21 protein-coding genes are annotated in these 21700 nt (G+C 67.8%); 10 read left to right on the top strand and 11 right to left on the bottom strand.

All coding sequences use genetic code 11. The features are described 5' to 3' along the window. Positions 1-8: 8 nt before the first annotated feature. The 3 genes from ACFHW1_RS09560 to ACFHW1_RS09570 form a co-directional block, all read right to left on the bottom strand. Entirely contained in the window at positions 9-1811 is a 1803-nt protein-coding gene (locus ACFHW1_RS09560; RefSeq protein ID WP_416615253.1) for a hypothetical protein, read from the bottom strand. Next, on the bottom strand, positions 1808-2224 hold the full coding sequence (locus ACFHW1_RS09565) for a hypothetical protein (protein WP_416551939.1): 417 nt from the start codon (positions 2222-2224) through the stop codon (positions 1808-1810). The genes ACFHW1_RS09560 and ACFHW1_RS09565 overlap by 4 nt, the downstream gene beginning before the upstream one ends. An 87-nt stretch (positions 2225-2311) precedes the next feature. Next, positions 2312-2572 (bottom strand): hypothetical protein, encoded by a 261-nt coding sequence (locus ACFHW1_RS09570; RefSeq protein ID WP_416551940.1) that lies wholly within the window; start codon positions 2570-2572, stop codon positions 2312-2314. 398 nt (positions 2573-2970) lie between these two features. On the opposite strand from ACFHW1_RS09570, the gene ACFHW1_RS09575 reads away from it, so the two are divergent. The 9 genes from ACFHW1_RS09575 (at position 2971) to ACFHW1_RS09615 (ending at position 7067) form a co-directional block, all read left to right on the top strand. Next, entirely contained in the window at positions 2971-3840 is an 870-nt protein-coding gene (locus ACFHW1_RS09575; protein WP_416551941.1) for a helix-turn-helix domain-containing protein, read from the top strand. Then, positions 3840-4043, top strand: a complete 204-nt coding sequence (locus tag ACFHW1_RS09580) for a DUF397 domain-containing protein (protein WP_416551942.1) — start codon at positions 3840-3842, stop codon at positions 4041-4043. The genes ACFHW1_RS09575 and ACFHW1_RS09580 overlap by 1 nt, the downstream gene beginning before the upstream one ends. A gap of 11 nt (positions 4044-4054) precedes the next feature. Continuing rightward, entirely contained in the window at positions 4055-4210 is a 156-nt protein-coding gene (locus ACFHW1_RS09585) for a hypothetical protein (protein ID WP_416551943.1), read from the top strand. Further along, a complete protein-coding gene (locus ACFHW1_RS09590) occupies positions 4207-4464 on the top strand; it encodes a hypothetical protein (protein ID WP_416551944.1) in 258 nt (85 codons plus the stop codon). The genes ACFHW1_RS09585 and ACFHW1_RS09590 overlap by 4 nt, the downstream gene beginning before the upstream one ends. Positions 4465-4605: 141 nt before the next feature. Beyond that, positions 4606-4869, top strand: coding sequence for a hypothetical protein (locus tag ACFHW1_RS09595; RefSeq protein WP_281567143.1), 264 nt, complete (start codon positions 4606-4608; stop codon positions 4867-4869). Positions 4870-4874: 5 nt separating this feature from the next. Further along, positions 4875-5135 carry a hypothetical protein gene (locus ACFHW1_RS09600; protein WP_416551945.1) on the top strand — a complete coding sequence of 87 codons (261 nt, stop codon included), beginning with the start codon at positions 4875-4877 and terminating at the stop codon, positions 5133-5135. Next, positions 5132-5785 carry a hypothetical protein gene (locus ACFHW1_RS09605; protein WP_416551946.1) on the top strand — a complete coding sequence of 218 codons (654 nt, stop codon included), beginning with the start codon at positions 5132-5134 and terminating at the stop codon, positions 5783-5785. Before ACFHW1_RS09600 ends, ACFHW1_RS09605 begins: the two co-directional genes overlap by 4 nt. Further along, a complete protein-coding gene (locus ACFHW1_RS09610) occupies positions 5778-6233 on the top strand; it encodes a hypothetical protein (protein WP_416551947.1) in 456 nt (151 codons plus the stop codon). The genes ACFHW1_RS09605 and ACFHW1_RS09610 overlap by 8 nt, the downstream gene beginning before the upstream one ends. Positions 6234-6272: 39 nt before the next feature. After that, complete coding sequence (locus tag ACFHW1_RS09615) at positions 6273-7067, top strand: hypothetical protein (protein ID WP_416551948.1); 795 nt, start codon at positions 6273-6275, stop codon at positions 7065-7067. Between the two features lie 12 nt (positions 7068-7079). Here ACFHW1_RS09615 and pglX read toward each other — a convergent pair whose 3' ends face one another. Next, complete coding sequence (gene pglX / locus ACFHW1_RS09620; RefSeq protein ID WP_416551949.1) at positions 7080-10634, bottom strand: BREX-2 system adenine-specific DNA-methyltransferase PglX; 3555 nt, start codon at positions 10632-10634, stop codon at positions 7080-7082. Between the two features lie 33 nt (positions 10635-10667). Here pglX and ACFHW1_RS09625 point away from each other — a divergent pair, with 33 nt between their 5' ends. Then, positions 10668-11423, top strand: a complete 756-nt coding sequence (locus ACFHW1_RS09625; protein ID WP_281567152.1) for an AAA family ATPase — start codon at positions 10668-10670, stop codon at positions 11421-11423. On the opposite strand, the gene ACFHW1_RS09630 is transcribed toward ACFHW1_RS09625, so the two are convergent. The 7 genes from ACFHW1_RS09630 to pglW form a co-directional block, all read right to left on the bottom strand. Beyond that, positions 11362-12087 (bottom strand): hypothetical protein, encoded by a 726-nt coding sequence (locus ACFHW1_RS09630; RefSeq protein WP_416551950.1) that lies wholly within the window; start codon positions 12085-12087, stop codon positions 11362-11364. The two genes, ACFHW1_RS09625 and ACFHW1_RS09630, sit on opposite strands and share 62 nt — an antisense overlap. A 342-nt stretch (positions 12088-12429) precedes the next feature. Next, positions 12430-12726 carry an SPASM domain-containing protein gene (locus tag ACFHW1_RS09635; RefSeq protein ID WP_416551951.1) on the bottom strand — a complete coding sequence of 99 codons (297 nt, stop codon included), beginning with the start codon at positions 12724-12726 and terminating at the stop codon, positions 12430-12432. After that, on the bottom strand, positions 12698-13321 hold the full coding sequence (locus ACFHW1_RS09640; RefSeq protein WP_416551952.1) for a radical SAM protein: 624 nt from the start codon (positions 13319-13321) through the stop codon (positions 12698-12700). The genes ACFHW1_RS09635 and ACFHW1_RS09640 overlap by 29 nt, the downstream gene beginning before the upstream one ends. Positions 13322-13432: 111 nt before the next feature. Next, complete coding sequence (locus ACFHW1_RS09645; RefSeq protein WP_416551953.1) at positions 13433-15124, bottom strand: DUF262 domain-containing protein; 1692 nt, start codon at positions 15122-15124, stop codon at positions 13433-13435. A 12-nt stretch (positions 15125-15136) separates the two neighbouring features. After that, a complete protein-coding gene (locus ACFHW1_RS09650; RefSeq protein ID WP_281552888.1) occupies positions 15137-15997 on the bottom strand; it encodes a hypothetical protein in 861 nt (286 codons plus the stop codon). Then, complete coding sequence (locus ACFHW1_RS09655; RefSeq protein WP_416551954.1) at positions 15987-17318, bottom strand: AAA family ATPase; 1332 nt, start codon at positions 17316-17318, stop codon at positions 15987-15989. Before ACFHW1_RS09655 ends, ACFHW1_RS09650 begins: the two co-directional genes overlap by 11 nt. Beyond that, positions 17272-21504, bottom strand: coding sequence for a BREX system serine/threonine kinase PglW (gene pglW, locus ACFHW1_RS09660; RefSeq protein ID WP_416551955.1), 4233 nt, complete (start codon positions 21502-21504; stop codon positions 17272-17274). The genes ACFHW1_RS09655 and pglW overlap by 47 nt, the downstream gene beginning before the upstream one ends. Positions 21505-21700: the final 196 nt, after the last annotated feature.

Consider the following 21700-nt stretch of genomic DNA (forward strand, 5'->3'; position numbering starts at 1 on the left):
GGCAGAGGCTACCTCGGGTGGTCTGTGGTGCGGGTGTGGGTGCCGTCGGGGTGGAGGCGGACAGTGACAGGTTCGCCGGGCCGGGTGGCGGCGTGGCGGCGTACCTGGGTGATGCAGGTTGTGGTGTCGGGGAGGGCGCCGGCCGTTGCGGCGTGTTGTGGGACGGGGATCGGCTTTTCCGGGTCGGTGGGGATGGTGGCGCGGAGTGCGCCGTGTAGGTAGCGGTAGCAGAGTGCGACGGCTTCGGGCAGGGCGGCGCTGGTGGGGACGGGGTCGACGGCCAAGGGTGTGGTGGGGTCGACGACCCGGACCGACCAGCTGTGGCCCTGGGACAGTTCGGGTCGGCCGATGGTGTTGCGGTGGTCGATGACGGTGACGTCGAGGGCGAGGCCGAGGCCGCGAACCAGGGCGGCGAGTTCGTCGAGGGTGGGGCCGGGCCAACCGGTGGCCAGGACCATGACGCGGGCGCCGTCGTAGGTGGCGCCGACTTCACCGAGGTACGCGTCGAGTGGGTCGCCACCGGTGTGGGGGACCTGGCTGACGCCGTTGCGCAGGTGCTGGTCGATGACGTGTTCGCCGTCGATGTCGGTCAGGTCGGTCGGCTCGACGCCGAACTGCGCCGCGAGCGAGCCGATCTGGTAGTGCTCGTCGAGCTGCCACACGGTGGTGCCGGACGGTCGGTCGGTGAGCACCAGGGTGGGCGGTTGCGGGCCGACGGCGGCTTCCGGGTCGCCGGTCGGTTCGCTGTCGGGTCGCCAGTTGCGGTGCACGGTCCGGCCACGCAGGTCGGTGACGGTGAGCACCGCGCCGCGTCGCACCTGGCGGGTGCCGTAGCAGTCCAGGCAGTACGGCGGGTCGGGCCGGTCGGCGCACCGCGTGCAGGGGTGGGTGGGGATCGGCTCGCCCCAGTGTTTCGGTGCCGGCGGTTCCCAGCCGCGGACGAACGTGCCGGCGGTGTCGGCGGGCCGCAGGCTGGTGTGCCACCAGTGCCGGTTACGCCAGATGGCCTGCGCCCCACCGTGCTGCTCGGCATCGGCGATCATGCGGCGTTCGACCTGGTCGAGGTCGTGGCCGCCGGGGTGCCCGTCCAACCCGACCGGTATCGCACGCCCGGTGAGGGCGGCGTCTGTGAGGTAGTGGGCGGGCAGCAGCGGATTGGCGACGGTCAGGCCGGTCACCGCCCGTTCGGCGGGGATGGTGGCGAGCGCGGTCGGCAGGTCGGCGATCCACCGGTGCTGGTAGTCGGGCACCGCACCGCCGGCATGCTCGAATCGGACGTCCCAGCTCAGCCCACGCCCGATGGAGCTGGGCCGCACTTCGAGGACCAGGTCGACGTGCAACTGGTCGGCGAGCGCACACAGCCGACCGAGCAGCCGGCCCGGATCGCCCGGTGGCGGCGGCTCGACGCTGCGGCCGATCAGCACCAGCCACGGCGACACCAGCCGGTCGGTGAGCGCGACGGCTTCCCACCGCAGCCGGTCCCGCTGCGGAACGGTGGGCTGCCACTGCCGGGGCAGCGTCAACCCGGACGACGGGAGCCGGCCGGGCTCGTCGGGGAAGTCCGGGTCACGCAGCGTCGCCTCGACAACGCCCGCGCGGGCAGCGAGGTCGGCGACGATCGGCGCGTACGGCAACCACCACGTCCCACCCGGAGTCGGCAACGGCGTAAACGAGCCCGGAACGAGGCTGGTCGAGGCCACCTGCCCGGTGTCGAGGTTGGCGACGGTAAAGACGCGTTGCGCCCGCCGGCGGTCCGCGCCGACGCCGACGATGTGCAGCGAGCCGGCCGGCACCTGGTTGACGCCGTTCACGCCGCCACCCCCGCCCCGAACCGGTGCGACTGCTCGAACTGCTGCGACTGCCAGTCCCGCAACGCCTGCTTGAGCCGGGCGTTCTCCTCGCGGGTGGAGCCAAGTTCGACGCGCAGCGCGGTCAACTCGTCGGCGACCAGATGCAGAAACGCCCGCACCTCGACCGGGTCGCAGCCACGCCGCACCCGGTCGCCGAACGCACGGTCGCGGACCAGGCCAGGGCTGATCGACGGCCGCACCGCCCGCCCGTACAGGTGACCGGCAGCGTTCGGGGCGGGCCGCACCGACGGACGCGGCCCGGCCGCGGCGTCGGTCGGCCGCCGGTTGTTGTGGCGGGCGATCTCAGCGAGCAACCGCCGGTTACGCCGACTCCGCACCGGAGCCCGGCGGAACAGGTCAAGGAATCCACGCACAGCAGGAACCACCTTTCACACAGTCGAAAAACCTTCAGAGGTACGGATAGAGCGCGCGGTTACGTCGCAGTTGTGCCGCCGCCCGGGTCAGCGGTGGGGCCGGCGCGGGCGCGGTGCCCAGCGGAGACCGTCACGCTCGACGAAGATCTCCCGACGTTCACGCGCTTCACCGTCGGCTGCCAACACGTAGCCGGCCAACCAGACCCAGCCCTCGTACGTCCAGCGCTTGTCCACTGTCGTCACCCGGAACCGGAAACCCCGCCCGGCCGCGAACTGCACACTCGCCCGACCGTCGATGATCAACTCGTCACCGGGCCGGGGATCCGCCGGGGACCGGTCGGCCGGCACGCTACCGATCAGCGGCGGGCAGCGTCGTCCGACCGCAGTCGGGACACCACCGCGATTTGATCTTGAAACTGAACAACCCGACGAAGAACCCGAGCAGGATTCCGGAAACCAGGGCACCAAGCGCCACCATGATCAACCCTTCTGATTGGGCTGGGGATGACCGGGCGAGCCGTTACCTCAGCCTGCCCGATCACCTGGGATTTCAGCGATACGCAGCGGGAAATCGATCATGAACTCGCCGCTCCCCGCTACCCAGTAGACGGCTAGTTGATCAACCGTCCACCTTCGATGCAACGCTTACGTTGGCAGCAAAAATGTGATCTTGCAACTCCCGACGTCTTAAAGATTCTCCGTCCAGGGACTCGCCAATCAACGAATCGTGCTGCACACTGTCCTCTATGGCAGGAATCCCATCCGTCAAACGCAGACGACTCGCAGCGGAGCTTCGCGCACGTCGCGAAGCTGCCGATCTGACCATCGACCAGGTAATTCAGAAGGTGAAGGTCGGCAAGTCGACGCTGTCGCGCGTCGAGAATGCCCAGGTCTCGGTGACACCGCGGACCGTCACGAACCTGCTTCGGCTCTACGGCGTGCCAGAGGATGACGCCGAGGTACTCATCCAGCTCGCCCGTGACGCGCAGCAGTACAGCTGGTGGCATGACTACTCCAGCGCCCTGCCGCACTGGCTCGCCGGATACATCGCCTTCGAGGACGAGGCGACCCAGCTTCGCGCCTACGACGTCCAGCTCGTCAACGGCCTACTCCAGACCACGGACTACGCCCGCGCCATCATGAGTGCCGAGTTCCCGGAAGGTCCACCAGAGAAGATCGAAGAGCGGATCGAGGTCCGTCTCGTCCGCCAGAAGATCTTGGATCGGCCGAACCCACCCCGGATGTGGTTCATATTCGATGAAGCAGTGCTGCACCGGCCGGTCGGCGGCCCGCAGGTGATGGCAGCCCAGCTGGAGCACATGATCACCATGGCACAGCGGCCGTCAATCACGGTCCAGGTGTTGCCGTACCGTCAGGGTGCCCACATGGGCATGGGCGGCCCCTTCGCGCTGCTCGACTTCAGCGACCATCCGACCGTGGTCTACCAGGAAAATCTGAGTGGCGCTCTCTACCTGGACAAGGACTACCATGTGGAGACGCACGGGCTGGCGTTCGACCACCTCCGTGCGACCGCGCTCTCACCCGCCGACACGCTGGCCTTCCTGCGGATGAGGGCCGAGGCGCTGTTGGAGCAGGGAGCAAGGGAGAGTCCGTGATGACAACCACCCCCCGTGGCCTGGATCAGGCAATCTGGCGCAAGAGCACCCGCAGCAACGGCCAGGGCGTATGCGTCGAAGTGGCCACCAACGTCCCCGCCACAGTCCTCGTACGCGACAGCAAGGACCCCGCCGGCCCGGCACTCACCTTCTCCCCCTCCGGCTGGACGTCCTTCCTCTCCACCCTCACCGACACCAACTGACCGAACAGCAGGTGGAACCAAGCGTCACCGCCGAGCAGCTTGCCGAGGCCCTACCCGCCAAGCTGCTCCGCGCGCACCGGGTTCAGGTCTTCGACCGCAAGGGCGAGATCCCCTGGCTCGCAAGCGGCGACACCGCGAGCGGCCGTCGTTACTCGCCAATGTCGTGAACGTTGACACCCTGGAAGCGCTCGCAGCGGCGCTACATCTGCAGCCCGAGTCTGGGCTCATGGACTGGATGTCCTGGCCCGATTGCTGGCTTAAGATCACCGACAGCGACGGCTCCGATCTGATCACGCTAGGCGTGATCGCGCCTGACTGGCTGCGCTGGGATCCGTACGGCGACCTCCAGCTGCACCACCCCGAGCTGCTGGCCGGCTGGCTACAGCACCACGGCGGCCAACGGCTGACGGACAGCCAGTAGCTCTCAGCGCGAGTGACGACTATCCGTCACTCAGGGTCGCACTCCCGCAACCGGTCGACTATGGTCGGACGATCGAAACGTGAACCATCCACGAGGAGCGTTCGCAGCCGTCCACGCCAGTCAGGACTTGGGGAGGCACTGATGGCGAGTATTCAAGAGGTGAAGGCCGGCTTGGCCCAGGCCGCCGAGCACGGCAACGCGACGCAGCAACAGATCGCCGCTGCGGTGAACGCGTTGGACAACATGCTCTCGCAGCTCCGCGCGGTCGCAGCAGGCACCGGGCACCCCTTGATCGGCGAAGCCATCGCCCGCTGCGAGCAGACCAAGACTCAGCTGGAGTCCTCCGTCGGCCTCGTCCGAGCCGCCGGGGAAGCCACTCAGCGGTACGCCGGTATCCTCGGGTAGCAGCAGTGAGCGTTGACGAAGTCAAGGGCCGTCTGCGCGAGGGGACCGAGACATTGGAGTCGGCGGCGACGACCATCGGGGCCGTACGGGAGACCGTCCGGAGCTGTCATCTCGCTGCCATCGCAGTTCTCCAGGACAGCCAACACGATCACGTCACGGCCGCCCTCACCCTGCTCCGCGAGGCCGACACCGAAGGTGAGCTGGTTCAGCGCCGGGTCCGAAACAGCAGCGACAGCGCTGGCAAGTACATGAAGGCCCTCGGGTGAGCAGCAGCGTCGGCGACGTTATCGGACAACTGCGGCAGATCCTCAGAGATCTTGACGGTGCTGCGGTCGAGGCCAGCAACGCAGAGCAGGCAGCGGCCGAAGGACTCAAGCACTACGAGACCGCGACGGCGGGCGCCGACAACAGGCATGTCGATGCGATGCTGAGTGAAGCTGGCGAAGCCGCCGCGAAGTCCGGCAAGGTCGCCCGGCTGATCGCCAAGGCAGCCGCCGAGATCGCGAGCTACGCCGACCACATAGCCCCCGGCTCGATCCCGAGCCGGGGTTCCAGTACCGGGGGGATGCCAACTGGCGAGAGCCTCGCAGTGCCCCAGTACAGCAAGGCACCCAAGGCGATCAAGGCTCTCGCCCGGATCGGGCAGGTCAGAGCCGCTGACGACGGGCTTCAACACATCAAGAAGGCTGTGGACTGGTTCCACGATGCAGCGAACCCACCCGGAGGAACTACGGTCAGCAGGCCTCCGGACTTCGCCTTCGAGCCGGCGCATCAACCGAGCGGAACAGCAGGCGAAGCGCTTTTGGCCGCACTGACTCTCGCTGTCCTCGGCGCAAAGGGATCAGAGATCGCTTCCGGAATCCGCAAGCGAGCAAAGAACCGAAAGTCAATCCAGAAGGATGATACTGATGGATGAAGAAACGAAGTTCGTTCGCACTATCCTGATTCAGGACTGGGAAGCATACGATTCTTTCGTCCGACAGTTTGAAGAGCAGGGTAAGGGCACGCCCGTGGCCATCATCGGGTACGCCTTCTTCGTCGCGGTTCAGCGACGATTCGGCCAAAGTCTCGACCCGGGCGAGGTCATGAGGTTCGTCGCCGACGCTCGGGCCAACCTCACCGAGGGGCACAAACTACCAGCGAAAGAGGCTGAAGCTCTCATCTTCGCCATGCTCGGCATGGATATCGCGGGCGCCGAAGAAACAGTAGACAAGCTTGACATCGGCGAAATGGCAGAAATCCAGGCCCAACTGCTGTTCAGGCTCATCGAGGACGCACAGTTGAGCGAGGAACAGCTTGACGCCTTCCTCCTAGAAGCCGAAGGGCTGCTCCACGAGGCTCACCCCGAGCAACGCAAAGCTTGATCTGCACATACGACGCACACAATCAAAAGAAAGCATTAGATGGACAGTCAAGAATACGACGAATACAAGGCCACCATTCGAGCACCAAAAGGCGCGCGCCTCTCTTCGTCACGAAAGACCGCCGGCGCCCACCGTGGTTTTGCGCATGACCCTGAAGCAAAGACACTTAGACATGCCGAAATTTTCCTGAAGGACGAAAGTCTAGAAGAATCGATTGAGTACTACTCACCGCCGCCCTTCACCTACATCGACTACGATCTTACACCAAACTCCAAGGAAGAGGACCTCCCGGACGCCAGAGCGGTACTCGGCTTTCTAGTCCTGCTTGCAGCCATCAAGGCTACGGAGAAGGCTGCGCCACACATCAGGCGATGGTGGATCAATAGGGCAAGTCCGGCCATCAGGTCGGCGTGGGAAAGACTTGCAAAATCCCGCAAGGCTGACGGCGATGCCGTGGACACCGCTCGAAACTTCCCACAGGCGGCGATCGCCTCGTCGGACGAGAATCAAATCAGCATGAGCAGCGTCGAGGCCATGGAACGCTTTGTCGCAGCCCTGACCGCCAGGCTGTTGAGCGAGGATGCGAAGCGGTTCAGTGAAGAGCAGATCGAGGTCCTACGCAATGCCAGGATCGAGAATCTTGAACTGCCCGACTCAAGCGGAATGCTTACACCCGAGGAGGTGCGAGACGGCATCAAGCTGATGCTTGAACAGAACCCGTCCTTGCTCGATGACGTCAGAAAACTCGTTGGTGAGGGGCGAGCCGACGTCAGGCAGGCTGCGCTGCCAGACAAAGTTATCAAGGTTGCACAACCGCCAGGCGTATCGGGTTAAACCTGTCGGGTCCTACTCGGGGAGGCCGCGGAGCAGGGACAGGACGGTGCGGTCGGAGCTGAGGGTGGACAGCTCGGTGTCGATGAAGTCGGTGTAGAACTGGGCCGGCGAGCCGGGGTAGCCGGGGCGTTCGTCGGCGTACCACTGGTGTAGCCACGGCTCCAGCTCCAGCAGGCCGGCGAGCAGCGGCAGCAGGCGGTGCGCCTCCCACGCCTCCTGGCTGCGCCGATTCACGTACACCATGGCCAGCGCCTGCGCCTGCGCCAGGTGGTCCCACCCGGCCCAGCCGAGCAGCAGGCTGGAGTCCGTGTCGCGACCCATCTCCGGGTACGAGATAAAGCGCTCCTTCGGCACATCGAGTTTGCCCCGCGCCTTCGCGTACGACGGCCGGCTGAAGTCCGCCGACGTGTACTTCGGTGGCACGTCGATCTCCACCGTCTCTCCGGCGTCCTCACGCCGCTGCTTCTCCCAGGTTTGCTCCCACAACACCCGCTTACGCAGCCCGGACGGCTTGTAGCGCTGCTTCGGCAGGAACGGCACATGCTCGGTGGCGACCAGCTTGTCGAGCGCGTCAACCAGGCTCATGCCCTCGTACTCCGGTATCAGCGCCAACACATGCTGGAAGTCGGCGTCGCCGGCCACCCGGTCGGCGAGCTGCGCCACCGACAGCGGCTCCGGCGTGCCACCCCACAGCTCGGGGGCCTCCAGCCGCTCCAACAGCCAGTCCCGCAACGCATCCGCCTGCATCTTTGCCCAGCCGTCGGTCTTCCACCGACGCTTGCACTCCGGGCGCTCGATCAGCTGAAGGTGCCGGTTGCCGGCCGTTGCAGAGATCCGTCGTTCCACCAGGTCGCGGTAATCCGCCGGCCAGTCGGGGTTCGGCTTGTCCACCGGTACGGAGTCGTGCCGCACGAACCAGGCCGTCTCCACCTTCTGCTGCACCATCGTGATCTCGAACGCCCGCTCACCAAGGCTCAGCCCTGGCGGGTCCGGATGGGTCAGATCCTCATCCATCAGCCCGTAGAGCCGGTAGACCTCCCAGTCCAGCTCCTCCTGAAGCGCGATCATCCGCGCCCGGACCAGGTTGTACTCGGCACGCGCCTGCGCCAGCCGCTCCACAGTCGGCACCCCCGACTCGGCCACCGCCGCCGGAGTCAGCTCACCCAGCCGCTGCCCCAACCTGTCCAGCTCACGCGCCCGCCCCAACGGATATTCCGCCGGCAACGGAAACCGCTCCACCTTGGTCGCATTGAACTGATAACGCTCATACCACTGTTCCGGGCTGAGCCGGTTACCGCCTCCACTGGAGTTGGCGGTCCCGCCCTTTTGCTGGCTTACTTGCTTCAGCCAGAAGCAGGCGGTCGAGCTGTTAAGCACACCGATCAGCTTCAGGTGATCATCTTCAGTCGCACCCTCCGGCAGCTTGACCACCGGTGCCGTCTGCTTGAAAACCCTACCGCCTCGATCAAGAACGAAGTGGTTGTGCGTGGCCACCTCCGCATACGCAACCGACAATGGTGTCCGGTATCGAGCAGCCACCCACCGGTACCAACTCCACCATGGTTCACCGGACTCTTTTCTGGACTCGCCCCCGAACCCAGTTGTAGATTCCAACGTGCGACGGACGCGCCAGAGGCCGCGCCCCCAGGAGGAATCTATACCGAAAGGAACAACCGATTGATCCTCGGCATACGGAGCCAGGGCACCGTCACGGCAATCCTCAGCCCAATCCCGCACCGCCTCGCCAGTGACGAGCGGTCGCCATCGCCTTGGCTCGACGCGGCGACGCGAGAACCACGTGGGGGGTGCGAAAAACGCATCATCTTGCCCTGGAAAACTCGCAAATCCGATCGACCCGGAAATCGACTTACTAAGCACGGTCGAAGAACGACCAATCGCCGACAGTAGTTCGCCAGCACCACCACCGGAGAGGCTCCAGGGGTGTTTGAGGAGGCGGGAGCGGTCGAGGTCCTGGACGGTGACCCAGCGGGACGCGGAGCCGGGTACGTCGACCTGGTCGACGATCGCCTGCCAGACGAGGCCGTCGGCCGGATTGTCGGGGGTCGTCGGCTCGCCCTGCACACCGAGCACAGCGCGGACGACGGGGAGGCGGCGGCGGGCGTTGGTGCGGCCGATCAGGATCACGGTCGGGGTGCCGTGGCCGGGGATGTAGGCGCCGGAGGTGTCGATGACCTCGCTCAGCTCGACCTCGTGGGCGAAGTAGTCCTCGATCAGCTTCTTGCCGAACTCACGCTTCATGAAGGCGTTACCAGTGATCTGACCGACGAAGCCGGCGCCCTCGCCGTGCTCGTCGGATCGTTTTGCCAGGTCGAAGAAGCGCTTGGCAAACGGCACGGTCAACGCATACTGCCGATGGCAGACGCCCGGGTAGATGCTGCGGTAGAGCTTGTTGCGGGCCGGGTCGGCGACGGTGATGTAGGGCGGGTTGCCAACGACGACCGTGTACTGGCCGACCTCCAGATACTCGGCTAGCAGTTCTTCGTCTTCGCTCTCGTAGGCGAAGACCGGTTCGCCCTCAAGGGCTGCCAGCAGGTCGCCTTGTGCGCGGGAGGTGAAGCGGCCCCACTCCAGCAGGGAGTCGCCGGTGGCGACGCGGACGGGGAAGGCGGGGCAGCGTTCGAGCTTGTGCCACTTGCCGAGCTTGATCGCGGCGACCAGCAGCCGGAAGCGGGCGATGGCGACCGCGAAGGCGTTGATGTCGACGCCGGTGACCTGGCCGAGCGCCCGGTCGACGATGGCCCGGATGTCGGTGGTCTGTTCCCGCTTGCGCCACTCGCGCACCAGCCGGTCGAACGCGCCGAGCAGGAAGTGGCCGGAGCCGCACGTCGGGTCGATCACCTTCATCTCGGGCAGGCCGAACTCGCTCAGCGCCGGCTCGAAGGTCCGGTCCAGGATGAACTTCTCGACGAACACCGGGGTCTGCAACAGCGCGTACGTCTTCTTCGCGTGCGTCGACAGCTCCTGGTAGAGGTCACCGAGGAAACGGGTGTCCAGGGTCGCGCTGCGCAGCGACACCCGGCCCTCCCCCGTACGGAAGAAGTTGCTCAGCTCCTCCGCGGCCGCGCCGGAGATGTCGAACCGCCACACCGGGTTGTGCTTGTCGAAGATCTGCGCCGTCGGGCGCAGCCTGCCCAGGTAGCGGAACGCTTCCCGCAGCCAGTGCCGGTCGTTGTGCAACGAATGGTCGGCCTCGATCAGGTACGCCTGCCGCCGCTGCATGCCCGTCTCGGCCGGGGCCGCCGGGTCGTCCCCGCCGATCCACAGCCCGTCGATCAGCTCGTTGTCCTCGCAGAAGCGGACGAAGACACAACCCAGCACCCAGGCCACAGCCGCCTGGTCGAGCACGTCCTCCAGCCACACCTCGAACGCGCCGGCCAGCCGCTCGGCCTTCTTCGCCTTCTCGTACTCCTGCAGCAGCTCAGCCCGCAGCGACAGCGACTCCGGCTCCGCGAGCCGCTCCCGCAGGTCATCGGCAAGGTGTTTCACCTGCGCCTGCATCGCCTGCTGGAGTCGCCGCCGCGCGTCTTCGTCGAGTTCATCGAGCACGGCTGCGATCCTACGGGCAGGAGGTGATCACAAATGTTCGTGCGTCGCGCCTACCTGCCGACCCGGCCGCTGACCCCGGCCGATCAGGCTCGATGGCCGTACACCATCCCTGCTGTGGCCAGGCTGGCTGATCAGGGCGTCGATTTCCCCACGCCGGTGACTCTGCTCGCCGGTGACAACGGCACCGGCAAATCCACCCTGGTCGAGGCAATCGCGGTCGCCGCCGGGTTTAACCCTGAGGGCGGCGGCACGTCCTTCCGGTTCACCACCCGCGCCACCGAATCCCCGCTCGGCGAGCACCTGGTGCTGCAACGTGCCCCCGGCCGCAAGCCCCGCACCGGGTTCTTTCTGCGCGCCGAGTCGTACTACAACGTTGCCACCGAGATCGAGCGCCTCGACGCCGACCCCAACTCCCCACCTCTGCTCGGTGCCTACGGCGGAGTCTCCCCACATGAACGCTCGCACGGGGAGTCGTTTCTCGACCTGGTCAATCATCGCTTCGGCCCGCAAGGGCTCTACCTGCTCGACGAACCGGAGGCAGCGCTGTCCGTACACGGCTGCCTGGCCCTGCTGCTGCGCATCGCCGACCTGGTCGACCAGGGTAGTCAGTTCATCATCGCCACCCACTCGCCGATCCTGCTGGCCAGCCCTGGCGCGACGATCCTGCAAATCGACGCCGCCGGCACCATCGCCCCGGTTGACTACGACCAGGCCGAACCGGTCGCCCTCACCCGAGCGTTCCTGGCCGACCCGGGCCGGTTCCTGCACCACCTGCTCGCCGATCGTTGACCAAGCGCAGCAGATGCCGGTAGGAGCCGGGCTCAGCGCCCAGCGCCCGCAGCACTGTGCCAACGTGCGCATAGACGGCGCTCTCAGCCGGATGGCCGTCGAGGTCACCTCGGTCGAGCATTCGCCCGGCGATGTACAGCTGGCTGAGCATGCCGTCACGGCTGTCCAGCTCAGCGAGATACCGGGCGCGCACCAGCCGCGCGACAGGTGGTGCGGCCAGGCTGTGCAGGTACAGGCTGGCCGCGTCGAACCCGGCCGGAGCCAACCCCCAGCCTTCCCAGTCCAGCACCCAGCAGCCCGGACTGGTCAGCTGCGCCCAGTGCAGGTCCGCGTGCGCGGGCACCCACTGATGTACATCGACCGGCAAGGCCTCATCCCAGATCTGGATCCGGGACGCGAGCCGCTCATTATCCACCGCGACCCGATCCGTCTCGACCTCAGTCAGGAAGGAGAGGGTGCCGCCAAGACGCATCCACCACATCTCGCTCAGCGCCGGCACCGCAGTCAGCGCCGCAGTCCGGCTGCACGTCGGCTCGTCGACGTGACTCATCAGGTCGGCGCGGAACCGTAGATCGCTCTCCGCGTGCTCCCAACTGCGCCACACCCGGGGCAGCCGCAGCCCGCCCAACTGCTGCGAGGCGGTGGCGTTGCCGTCCCAGAACACCCCGACTTCTCCGTTGACAGGTTCCCCGACCAGCCGCAGCCACCCGTCGTGGCGTCGTCGTCCACCCGTGCACCGGTCGATCGGTTACGCCATCCGTACCGGAACTCACCCACCAGCTCAACCCGCAGGGCGGCAGCGGCCCGACGCAGCATCGACGCCAGCCGCCGCCGGTGGTCCTCAGCGTCGTCCTCTGGCCAATGGTCCTCATTCGGTAGCCACCGTGTGTGCTTCACACTGTCAGCATCACCCAGCCACCTCGGTCACCGCGAGCCCACCACGGATATCCGGAGAGTCAGTGACCTGCCGGAGACGCGGCCGCCTGGAAGGGTTAGGTCCGATCGGTCAGCGGTAGTACGGCCAGCACCGCTTCGACGGCGCACAGGGGTTGCACGACGGACTACACGACGGTGAACAGGTCGGCTGGCACCGCGCTGGCGCGCACTGCGGCGCGCACTGCGGCCCGCACGGCTTCGGCCGCTTCCCGAAGGCCGACCTCAGCTCGGCCCGCACCTGCGCCGTACCCTGGCCGGTCAGGATCGAGGCGAGATTCGCCTCACGGACGTTGCCGACCGGCAGCCAGCGCGAGAACACGCACGGCCAGACCGCACCGTCAGCGCCGACCGCCAACACCCGACGCACAGTTGCCGCACAACTGCTCTACACCCAAGGCATCGCCGCCTACCCCACGGCCCACCTGCCGGAGCCAGTCCACACCCACCTCTGTCGCACCCAGACCGCGCAACTCGGCAACCGCAGCCCCCACGCGCTGGCCACCGCCCAGGTCGACCACACCTACCCGCAGTGGAATCGACCGGCGCACCGCCTCACCGATGTTGGCCCGAGTACGAGCGTGCGAGCCGGCCCGACCGGTGACCGCAGCGTGCTGCCCGGCCTGATCGGAGTAGTACGAGCAGGCCAACCGCACCCCCTGCTGGGCGAACAGCTCCCACATGGCCGGCGTGACATACACGAGGTTGGAGAACACCTCCACCTCCAAGCCGGCGGCCAGGGCATGCCTGAGTAGATCCGGAAGATCTGGATGCAGAGTCGGTTCCCCACCGATGAACTGCACCATCTCGACGCCCAGCTCCACCGCCTGGTCGATCACCCGCCGCCAGTCCACTGCAGTCATTGAACCGTGCCCGCCGGACGGACCGCTGGCGGCGTAACAATGCCGGCACTCCAACTGGCACCTACCGGTGATCTCCAGCCACACGAACGACAGATCCACCATCCCAGGCCCGCCCCTCTCGAAGGAACGTCAACCCGGAGTATCGCAACAACCACCCAAGATGTTCATCAATTTCCACCGAGAGATGCCCCAGTCGAAAATTCGGCTGCGGGGTCACTCGTCGTGCTCGGTGTCGTTGTCGGCCACGCCGGTCATGTCCGGCCCGAGCGTCACGCCCAGCCCTTTCGCGAACGCCCGCAGCCGCTCCTGCAACACCTCGGCCCGCAGCGCCAGGAACCCCTCGTGGTCGCCGGCCAGCAGCTTGAGAAAGGCCCGCTCGTTGATGCAGTGGCTGGCCAGCAGCCTCGTCACGTGCTCCCGGCTGATGGTGCGCTCCAACTGGCCTTCCCGCAGCTCCTTGAACACCCCCAGCGGGTTGTCCCCCGGGCCGGTCGGCAGGATGATCCGGTTGGCCGCCGTCGAATGGCCGGGCACGATCTGCCGGTACGCCTGCGGCACCCCGCCGGCCAACCGTTTCACCACGTCGAACTCCTGCCCGAGCGCGTCCCGCCGGGTCGGGAACTCGTGTGCCTCCCACGCCACGTACGCCAGGGTCCGGGCGCTGTTGAGGTTGAACGGCTCCGGCATCGGCTGCACCGCACCGACGTCGAGCTTCAGGGTCGGGGTCGCGCCGTCCGCGAACGCCTTCATCTCCGCCAGGCCCTCCCGGATGCGGGTCGAGTTGGCACCCGCGAACGACCCCGCCCACGACGTCACCCAGAACCAGCGCTCCAGCTCCAACCGCTGGTTGCCGGTCGGGTCCGGCCGACAGTGGAAGAAGTAGGTCAACAACACCAACTGATGCGAGTACGGCAACAGCGCCGCCAACGGCAGACCCGCCGCCCTCAGCAGCTCCACCGCCTTGTGCACCGCCTTCTGCCCGGCCGCCAGCACGTCGATCTGACTGGTCCGGATCCGCTGCGCCACCTGTTCCCAGTGCGGCTTCATGACGTCCGGCTCGCCGCCGATCGCTAGCATCGACCGGAACACCGCCATCCTGGGCAGCTCACCGAAGCCCGTGCTCGCGACGGACTCGACGATGCTGTCGACCTGTTCGCCCATTGTAGATTTCTGGATCGGGCCGGTCAGCCGGGAGGCAATCTCGTGGGTCTCCAGGCGTACTCCACGGTTGTTGATCCGGGCGAACACCTCGATGGCCGACCCCAGGTCGCTGTCGCGGACCCGCACCAACGGAATCTTGTACGCACGGACACGCTGCGCCACCCAGTCGGCTTCGTTGACCAGCCTCTCCATTCGGGTGGCGTCGTTGACCCGCGCTTCCAGGTTCCGCAGGAAGCGGAGAAAGTCGACGGTGCTGTTGACGGAGCGCATCGGGAGGTACGAATCAGGAGGAAGGGGCGGCGGGGAGCCGAACGCCCGATGATGCCGGTAGCGTTCGTTGTCCTCCTGCGGCTCCAGATCGCGGTAGATCCGCCACTTCCACTCCCGCTGATCGTCGCCGCGCGGCGGTCGGCCCTGCCTGCGCAGCACCCCGAACAGGGTGGAGAGCCGTTGATGCCCGTCGAGCACGTACGACACCGGCGTACCTGCCGGCGGCATCCGCACCGGCACCTCACCGAGGTAGTTGAGCGAGGGCACCTCGTCGGTGGTCTCCCACACGGTGATGCCGCCGATCGGCCACCCTCTCTCGATGCTGTCGAACAGGTCCAGCATCTGCTCAGGACGCCACACGAACGGGCGCTGAAACCTGGGCACTCGGATCCGGCCTGCGGCGATCTCCTCCAGCACGTCGGCCAGCATCATCACGGTGGGTTCGACCTGGACGTCTCCCCGGCTGCTGGACATACCGCTAGTGTCCTACAGGATCGTGTGGATCATCGTGAGGATCTGCCGCAGTTCGGCGACGACGTCTGGGCCAAGCTCGTCGAAGTCCGCCTCGGTCAGCTTCCGGCCCGCCACTGTGAGCTGCCTGGGCAGCCCGTTGCCAGGGTAGGAGTCCTTCTTCAGGTAGCCGCGCTGATTCGCCGGCATCGCCCGCAGCTGGCTGATCCTTCGCCGATGCCGGGGGTAGAGCGACTCCCACACCACAAGCGGTACGTAGTTCTCCGCCGCCCGGTAGGCGAGGATGTGCACGTTCTGGATGCCGGCCGCGTGCGCCTGCGCCTTCCTGGGCTCGTTGTCGCTCGGCTGGCCAGGGCCGTCGCGGTCGCCGTCGAACAGGATCGCCACCCTTGGCGACACGATCGCGAACTTCTTTCCCTCATCGGCGGCGAGTTCGGCCATCTGGCCCTTACCGCCGCCGTTGTGCAGCCGAAGCCACATCCGACGCAGCGCCTCGACGATCCGCTTGTCGTCCAGGGCCGCCGCCATGTCCTGCACGAAGCTGCCATCGGCGAGCTGATTCTCCACCACCAGCACCGCCGGCTTGTCCAGGTCGGCGACCAGATGCTCCAGGTCAGCCAGGCCGACACGCACCGTCCGCCGAGCGTCCGGTGGGCTGGGGTACGCGGCCTCCTCCGTCGCCTCCTCTGCCCACTGGCTGAGCACCGGCATCCGGACACCCGCTCGGGCCAGCCGCTCGACAAGGTCGATCATCCTCGCTGCCTGCGACAACGTCGGATGCCAGTCGTGGCGCTTCTCCGCCACCATGCAGAGCAGCGTGATCACCGGCCGGTGGTCCGCGCCGTCCAGAATCGTCTCGTCGATGTCAAGAAGCACGGGCGTTCCGTTCCGACTGGGCAGCCGCGAGGGCTCGGACCTCGTGGTAGTCCTGGGAGAAGTAGCCCGGCGGCCAGCTGTCGTCGAGGTTGCCGAGACTGTCCAGCGGGATGCGACGTGCCGACGAGACGCCGTCGTGCTGCTCCACGACGTAGATGGCAACCGTCTCCGGGCCGTAGTCGTTGTCGACCTCGGCGATCCGGCGACGCAGCCGCAGCAGCAGCGTTTCGCTGTGTGTCTCGATCAGAAACCGGGTCCCGGTCCGCTGCGCGGTCCTCAGGTAGAGGTCGGCCAGGTCAGCGTGGACACGTGGGTGCAGGTGCGCCTCCGGCTCCTCGATGATCTGCAACGGCGGCGCGGCGGCGCCTCCTGCCAGCTCGTCCATCGCACACTGCGCCAGGATCGGCAGCACCTGGGCGAGCCCGCTGCCGGCGTCGGCGAGATTGATCCTCGCCCTGGAACCGTCCCTGACCAGCACCGTCGACCAGAGCGGGCCGGCAGCGACCTCCTCCAGTCGCCATCCGGGCACGATCTCACGCAGCTGCGCATTGATCTGTGCCAGCAGCCGCCCGTCCGACTTACGCTGGCTGTCGGCCAGCAGGCCGGCCAGCCCTTCGCCCTTCGTGCCGAGCGCGGCAGGCGTGCCGATCGGCATCCGATGCTGACGGGCCACCCGCTCCCGGTACGGCCCCAGGTATCGGATCAGACCTGGGCGCACCTGGCGGAACAGGTCGTCCAGGTCCGGCAGTTGCCCGGCGGCAGGCAGCAGGCCCGCGAAACGCACCTGCCTCGTCCGGGTCGGCTCGCCACTGATGCGGATGTCGTACTCGTCGAGCCCGTCGACCGAAGGCTCAGGAAGCGTCGACAGCTCGACGCCGTCGATGTCCGAGGTATCCGGCATCGGGGCGGTGAATCGGCTCGACACCAACTCAACGGTGCCGACCGGGTCGGCGCTGTCATCTGTGTCGACCCGAAGCGCCGCCACTACCGCGTTGCGTAGTCTGGCTGAATACTCCAGATCCACCCGCAGTGTGAACGGCAGCGGACCGTCGACGGTCACGCCCAACGTCAGCGGCCGCACATCGAGCTGATCGAAGTAGAGCTCGCGCACGTCATCGGCCGCGTCCGGGCCCAGTCGTTCCAAATCCAGTGGGGACGGTGAGGTGGTGTCGAAGCCGGTGGCGATCACCAGCGGTGCACGGGTCAGAGCGCTCTTGCCGGAGTTGTTCTTGCCGAGCACCACCGTGATCGGTGCCAGCTCGATCTCCTGCCGGTTACGGAACCCTCGGTAGTTCTCCAGAAGCAGCCGTCGGATGGGCATGGTGGATAGTCCTACCAGAAGTGGCCGATAGCCATTGCCCCGATATCCACAGCGACTGACTCGCCGGTGACGTCAACGGCAACTGGTAACCGTCCAACATGGCCGGCTCCGGTTTGCGGGCCGGCACCAGCAGCAGTCGCGCCGCCGGCCGGGGCCGGGTCAGATCCGCCAACTCCGCCAACAGCTCCACCTGGCCGTACCGGGCCAGCGGCGCCGCCTCGGTCAACAGCACCGGCGCGTCCGTGGCCAGCGCCGCCCGAATCGCCGGCACCACCTCGTGCCGGACCAGATCCACCAGGCTGCGGAAGTTCGCGTCAGTGGCCGAACCGGAATCCGCCGCCACCAACGCCTGCCACGGGTAGCCGAGCGCCCGCAGCCGATCCAGCAGGATCCCCGTCACGTCCACCTCGGTCAACGCCAGCCGGGCCAGCAGCTCCCGGCGGGCGGCGGCCAGCTCCCGCAACGGGGTCAACACCGCCAGGAACGCCCGCCGGTCGATCGCCCCGGCCAGCTTCGCCGCCACCTCATCGGCCTGCCACAGCGGCGGGGCGTACCCACCGGTGACCGTGGCACCCCGGGTGCCGCTGAGCACCGACGGCAGCGCCGGCGGCGCGTACACCCGCTGCTCGCGATCCCAGTCAAGCCCGGCAACGGTGCGGACCAGTGTGTCGACCTGCGGCCGGCCCGGCAGCTGCTGCGCGCGTGGGAAACGGGCCCGGACCCGGCCGATGATCTCGTCCTCCCGTAGCCGCTGCCCGGCGATGCTGCCAGCGGCCAACCGCAACGCCCGCTCGGCCGGCATGTCCACCGGGTAGAGCTGGCCCTGCCCGTTGACGTCGGCCCGGCCGTTGCTGCCGGCGGCCGCCAGCTGCAGCAGCCGCAGCTCCGGCACCACCGGCATCGTCGGCGGCGGCGGGACCGCGGCCAGCTCCGCCACCGCCCGCTGCCGGGTCGGCAGCGGATCGGACTCCACCAACTCGGTTGCCCGGCCGCCGAGCGCCACCACGTACGACAGCAGGTCGGCGGCGGTGGTCGTCGCCGCCGGATCCACCGGTTCCCGGCCCACCAGCACCGTCGACGAGGCACGGAACCGCTGGATCGCCAACCGGGCGTCCCCGCCGGTGGCCAGCTCCGTCTCCACCGCCGCCCGGACCAGGCCGACCGCCTGGGCGGTGCGTTTCGGCTCCGACGTGAACGAGCCGTGCGTGGCGATCAGCGCGTCGGCCAGCTCCGCGGCCGACATCACCGCACCCCGGCTCTCCACCAGGGCGACGATCTCGTCGCGTACCGCCGACACGAGCTCGTTGCCCGACCAGACCTGCACCTGCTTGCGCAACAGGGTCGAAATCTGCGGCTGGGTCTGGCCGGTCCGCCGCGCCACCTCCCCCTGGGTCGGCCAGTGCAGCCAGGTGTCGTCGCCCGGTGCCGGCTCCTGGCCCAGCAGCACCGCCAACGTCGTCCGACGCTTGCTCGTGCGGCCCGTCTCCGCCGGCAGCAGCGCGGCGCAGAGCGTCTCCATGCCCCGCGTCGCCACCCCGGCTGTCTGCTGGCCGTCGCCGCCCTGTTCCGCCCCGTCGGCCGCACCAACACGGTCTGCCGGGTCGGCCGCCAGCAGCGGGCGCAGCGACCGGGCGTACGACAGGATCTCCTTGCGGGTCGCGTCCGGCACGCCCTGCGCGGTGACCAACCTGGACGGTTTGGCCTGGAGCAGATCCCGCACGGTGACCAACCCGAGCCGGCGCACCGCCGAACGGGCCCGCTCCGTCAACGGCGACTGCTCCAACACGGTGTCCAGGCTCGCCACCGACACCGCCGCCGGCGACGCCAGCCCGCCGCCGGCCACCGGCACCTTACGGAAAATGTCCCGCCAGGCGTCGAGCATCTCCTCGGCCGTGTCGAACCGGTCGGCCGTCTCCCGGGCCAACGCCCGGCCGAAAAAGTCGACCAGCCGGTCCGCGACCGCCGGCTCGAACATCGCCGGATCCAGGGTCACCTCGTCGCTGACCGCCGCCGGATTGGCCCCACCCCACTCCGGCAGCGACCCCGTCGCCATCTCGAACAACGTCACCGCGGCGGCGAACCGCTCCGCCGCCCGGTCGTAGCGCAGCCGCTTCGGCGGACCCAGGAACGGATCCAGGTAGCCGGCGGTGCCGGCGCTCAGCTGGTCCGTCGGGGTCGCGGAGAGCGAAAAGTCGAAAACGCACAGATGCGGCTGCCGGTCCTTGGCATTCAGCGGTCGGGCCGCCAGGTTCGCCGGCTTCAGATCCCGGTGCCAGATCCCCACCTCGTCGAGGTAGACGACGATCTCCAGCAGGTCCCGGCCGTACCGCTCCAGCAGATCCAGCGTCAGCCGGCCGCCGTGCAGCTCCTCGGCGAGGGTCCGCTCCCCCGCGCTCTCCATCAGCAGCGCCGTCCGGCCACCGACCGTGATCGGCCCCTGCACCAACGCCGCCACCCGCCGGTCCCGCAGCTTGTCCAGCGTCTCCGCCTCCACCGCCAGCCGGGCGGCGTGCTGCTCGTCGCGGGCCACCTTCAACACCAGTCGCCGGCCGTCCTTGCCGTCGACCGCCGGCTCGCTGACCAGCAGCGCCAGCGCCGTCGAACCGGCACCCAGGCGGCTCTGGACGGTGTAACCGATATCGAGCACGTCGCCCTTGCGGGCGACGAGCGGATCGACCACCGGCTCCGGCTCCGGTGCCGTCAGCTCATCCCACACCCGCTCCAGGCGGGACCGGAACGCGGCGACAGTCGCCGACCGGCGCGTCGGATCCCCCCGGGTCGCGTCGTAGACGGCGTCGACCAACGCCGCCGGCATCCCGTCGACCGCCGCCGCCAGGTTCACCCCGCTGTCGCGTACGGCCGTCGCCAACTCCTCGGCGCTGCCCGCCGGCGGGCTACCGGCGAAGATCCGGTAGCCGACCGCGCCGAGCGCGAAAACGTCCAACTGGTGGCCGGGCAGACGACCCGGCATCGCCGCCTCCGGCGCCTGGTAGCGCCGCACCTCGTCGTCGTGCAGCAACGTCAGACTGCCCGGGTCCGTCGACGAACCACCGGTACGGGTCAACCGGGTGTCCGCCAACCGGCCACCGGTCTGCCAGTTCGTCACCACCAGCTGCGGACGCGACGACTCCGGATCGCAGACGTACACCGCGCCCGGATGCAGCGCCCGGTGCGCCAGCCGACGCGAATGCGCGTAGTCGACGATCTCCGCCAGGTCGCCGAGCAGGTGCAGCCGCTGCGCCAACGTCAGCCGGTCACCCCGCTCCACCAGATACTGGTCCAGGCGTACCCACTGCTGCTGATGGTCGAAGATCAGCGCCGGGCCCAGCGGATGATCGACCAGGTCGTGCGCCTGGGCGATCCCCGGATGGTGGATGCCCTGCAGCAGCCGGAACTCCCGCTCGGCAGCAGCCCGGATCGCCGGGATCTCCTCCTCCGGCGCCCGGCTGGTCAGATAGAACCGCACCCGGCGCAGCAGCGCGGTGTCCATCACATGCCCGGCGATGAAATCCTGCCAGCCGACGCCCTCAGCGAACGGACGCGGATGCAGCAGCAGCTGCCCCACCTTGCGGTCCGCCACCGACGGGCGGATCTTCGCCCCCTTGACCAGGGCCACGATCTCCTGCCCCCGAACCTCGTCGATCAGATGCGCCGGATTACGCGGCGGGGCCGTCAACATCTCCCGCAGACTCGGCAGACCCGACTCGGACGCATCGTGCAGGCCGTACACGTGCTGGCGGCCGATCGCATCCAGCTGCGACCGCAACGACCGGGCATGCAGGAACACCGCCGCCCCGATGAATGGCGTACGGGCATGTTTGCGCTGCTGGCGGGCGTAGTGGTCGATCAGGCTCGCCAGTCGCTTCGCCTTACGGTTGGCCAGGATCGTCGGATTGTCCCGCGGGATCAGCCGCGACGTCTTCGTCGCCCGGTGCACCCACTGACCGCCGTCGCCGTGCAGCTCACCCTGCCAGTGCTTGAGCTCCACGACGTACAGCCCGCTGGGGGTGAGCACCAGCGCGTCGACCTCGTTGATCGAGCCGTCGGACGCGACGAACTCGATGTTGGCCCAGACGTGGTACGGGTCGACATCCGGCAGGTACGAGGCCAGCTCCCGCAGGCCCTCCCGCTCCCACTCGTACCCACTGGGGTTGATCTGCTCCCACCTCGGCGAGTCCTGGCGCACCGACCGACGGTAGCAACGATCCGCCCGTACGCCGATCGCCCGTCCGGCCGTGCCGTCGCGACTTCGCAGCAACCAGACAGGCTGTTCCGGTTGCCTACCCAGCCCGCTTTGGCTGAGGCTGACCAATCTCACGAAGTCGAGCTGCCCAACTGATGGTGCCGGGGTTCGTCAGGCAAGGATGCCTCCGTTACCCACT

Origin of the sequence: Micromonospora sp. LOL_014 (assembly GCF_048060245.1) — a bacterium.
Taxonomy (GTDB): Bacteria; Actinomycetota; Actinomycetes; order Mycobacteriales; family Micromonosporaceae; genus Micromonospora_E.

Excerpts from the sequence above, each read along its gene's own strand:
- ACFHW1_RS09615 (WP_416551948.1), top strand. The coding sequence starts at position 6,273 with ATGGACAGTCAAGAATACGACGAATACAAGGCCACCATTCGAGCACCA.
- ACFHW1_RS09655 (WP_416551954.1), bottom strand. The coding sequence starts at position 17,318 with ATGCCCATCCGACGGCTGCTTCTGGAGAACTACCGAGGGTTCCGTAAC.
- ACFHW1_RS09640 (WP_416551952.1), bottom strand. The coding sequence starts at position 13,321 with ATGGTGGATCTGTCGTTCGTGTGGCTGGAGATCACCGGTAGGTGCCAG.
- ACFHW1_RS09575 (WP_416551941.1), top strand. The coding sequence starts at position 2,971 with ATGGCAGGAATCCCATCCGTCAAACGCAGACGACTCGCAGCGGAGCTT.
- ACFHW1_RS09580 (WP_416551942.1), top strand. The coding sequence starts at position 3,840 with ATGACAACCACCCCCCGTGGCCTGGATCAGGCAATCTGGCGCAAGAGC.
- ACFHW1_RS09595 (WP_281567143.1), top strand. The coding sequence starts at position 4,606 with ATGGCGAGTATTCAAGAGGTGAAGGCCGGCTTGGCCCAGGCCGCCGAG.
- ACFHW1_RS09645 (WP_416551953.1), bottom strand. The coding sequence starts at position 15,124 with ATGTCCAGCAGCCGGGGAGACGTCCAGGTCGAACCCACCGTGATGATG.
- ACFHW1_RS09625 (WP_281567152.1), top strand. The coding sequence starts at position 10,668 with ATGTTCGTGCGTCGCGCCTACCTGCCGACCCGGCCGCTGACCCCGGCC.
- ACFHW1_RS09610 (WP_416551947.1), top strand. The coding sequence starts at position 5,778 with ATGGATGAAGAAACGAAGTTCGTTCGCACTATCCTGATTCAGGACTGG.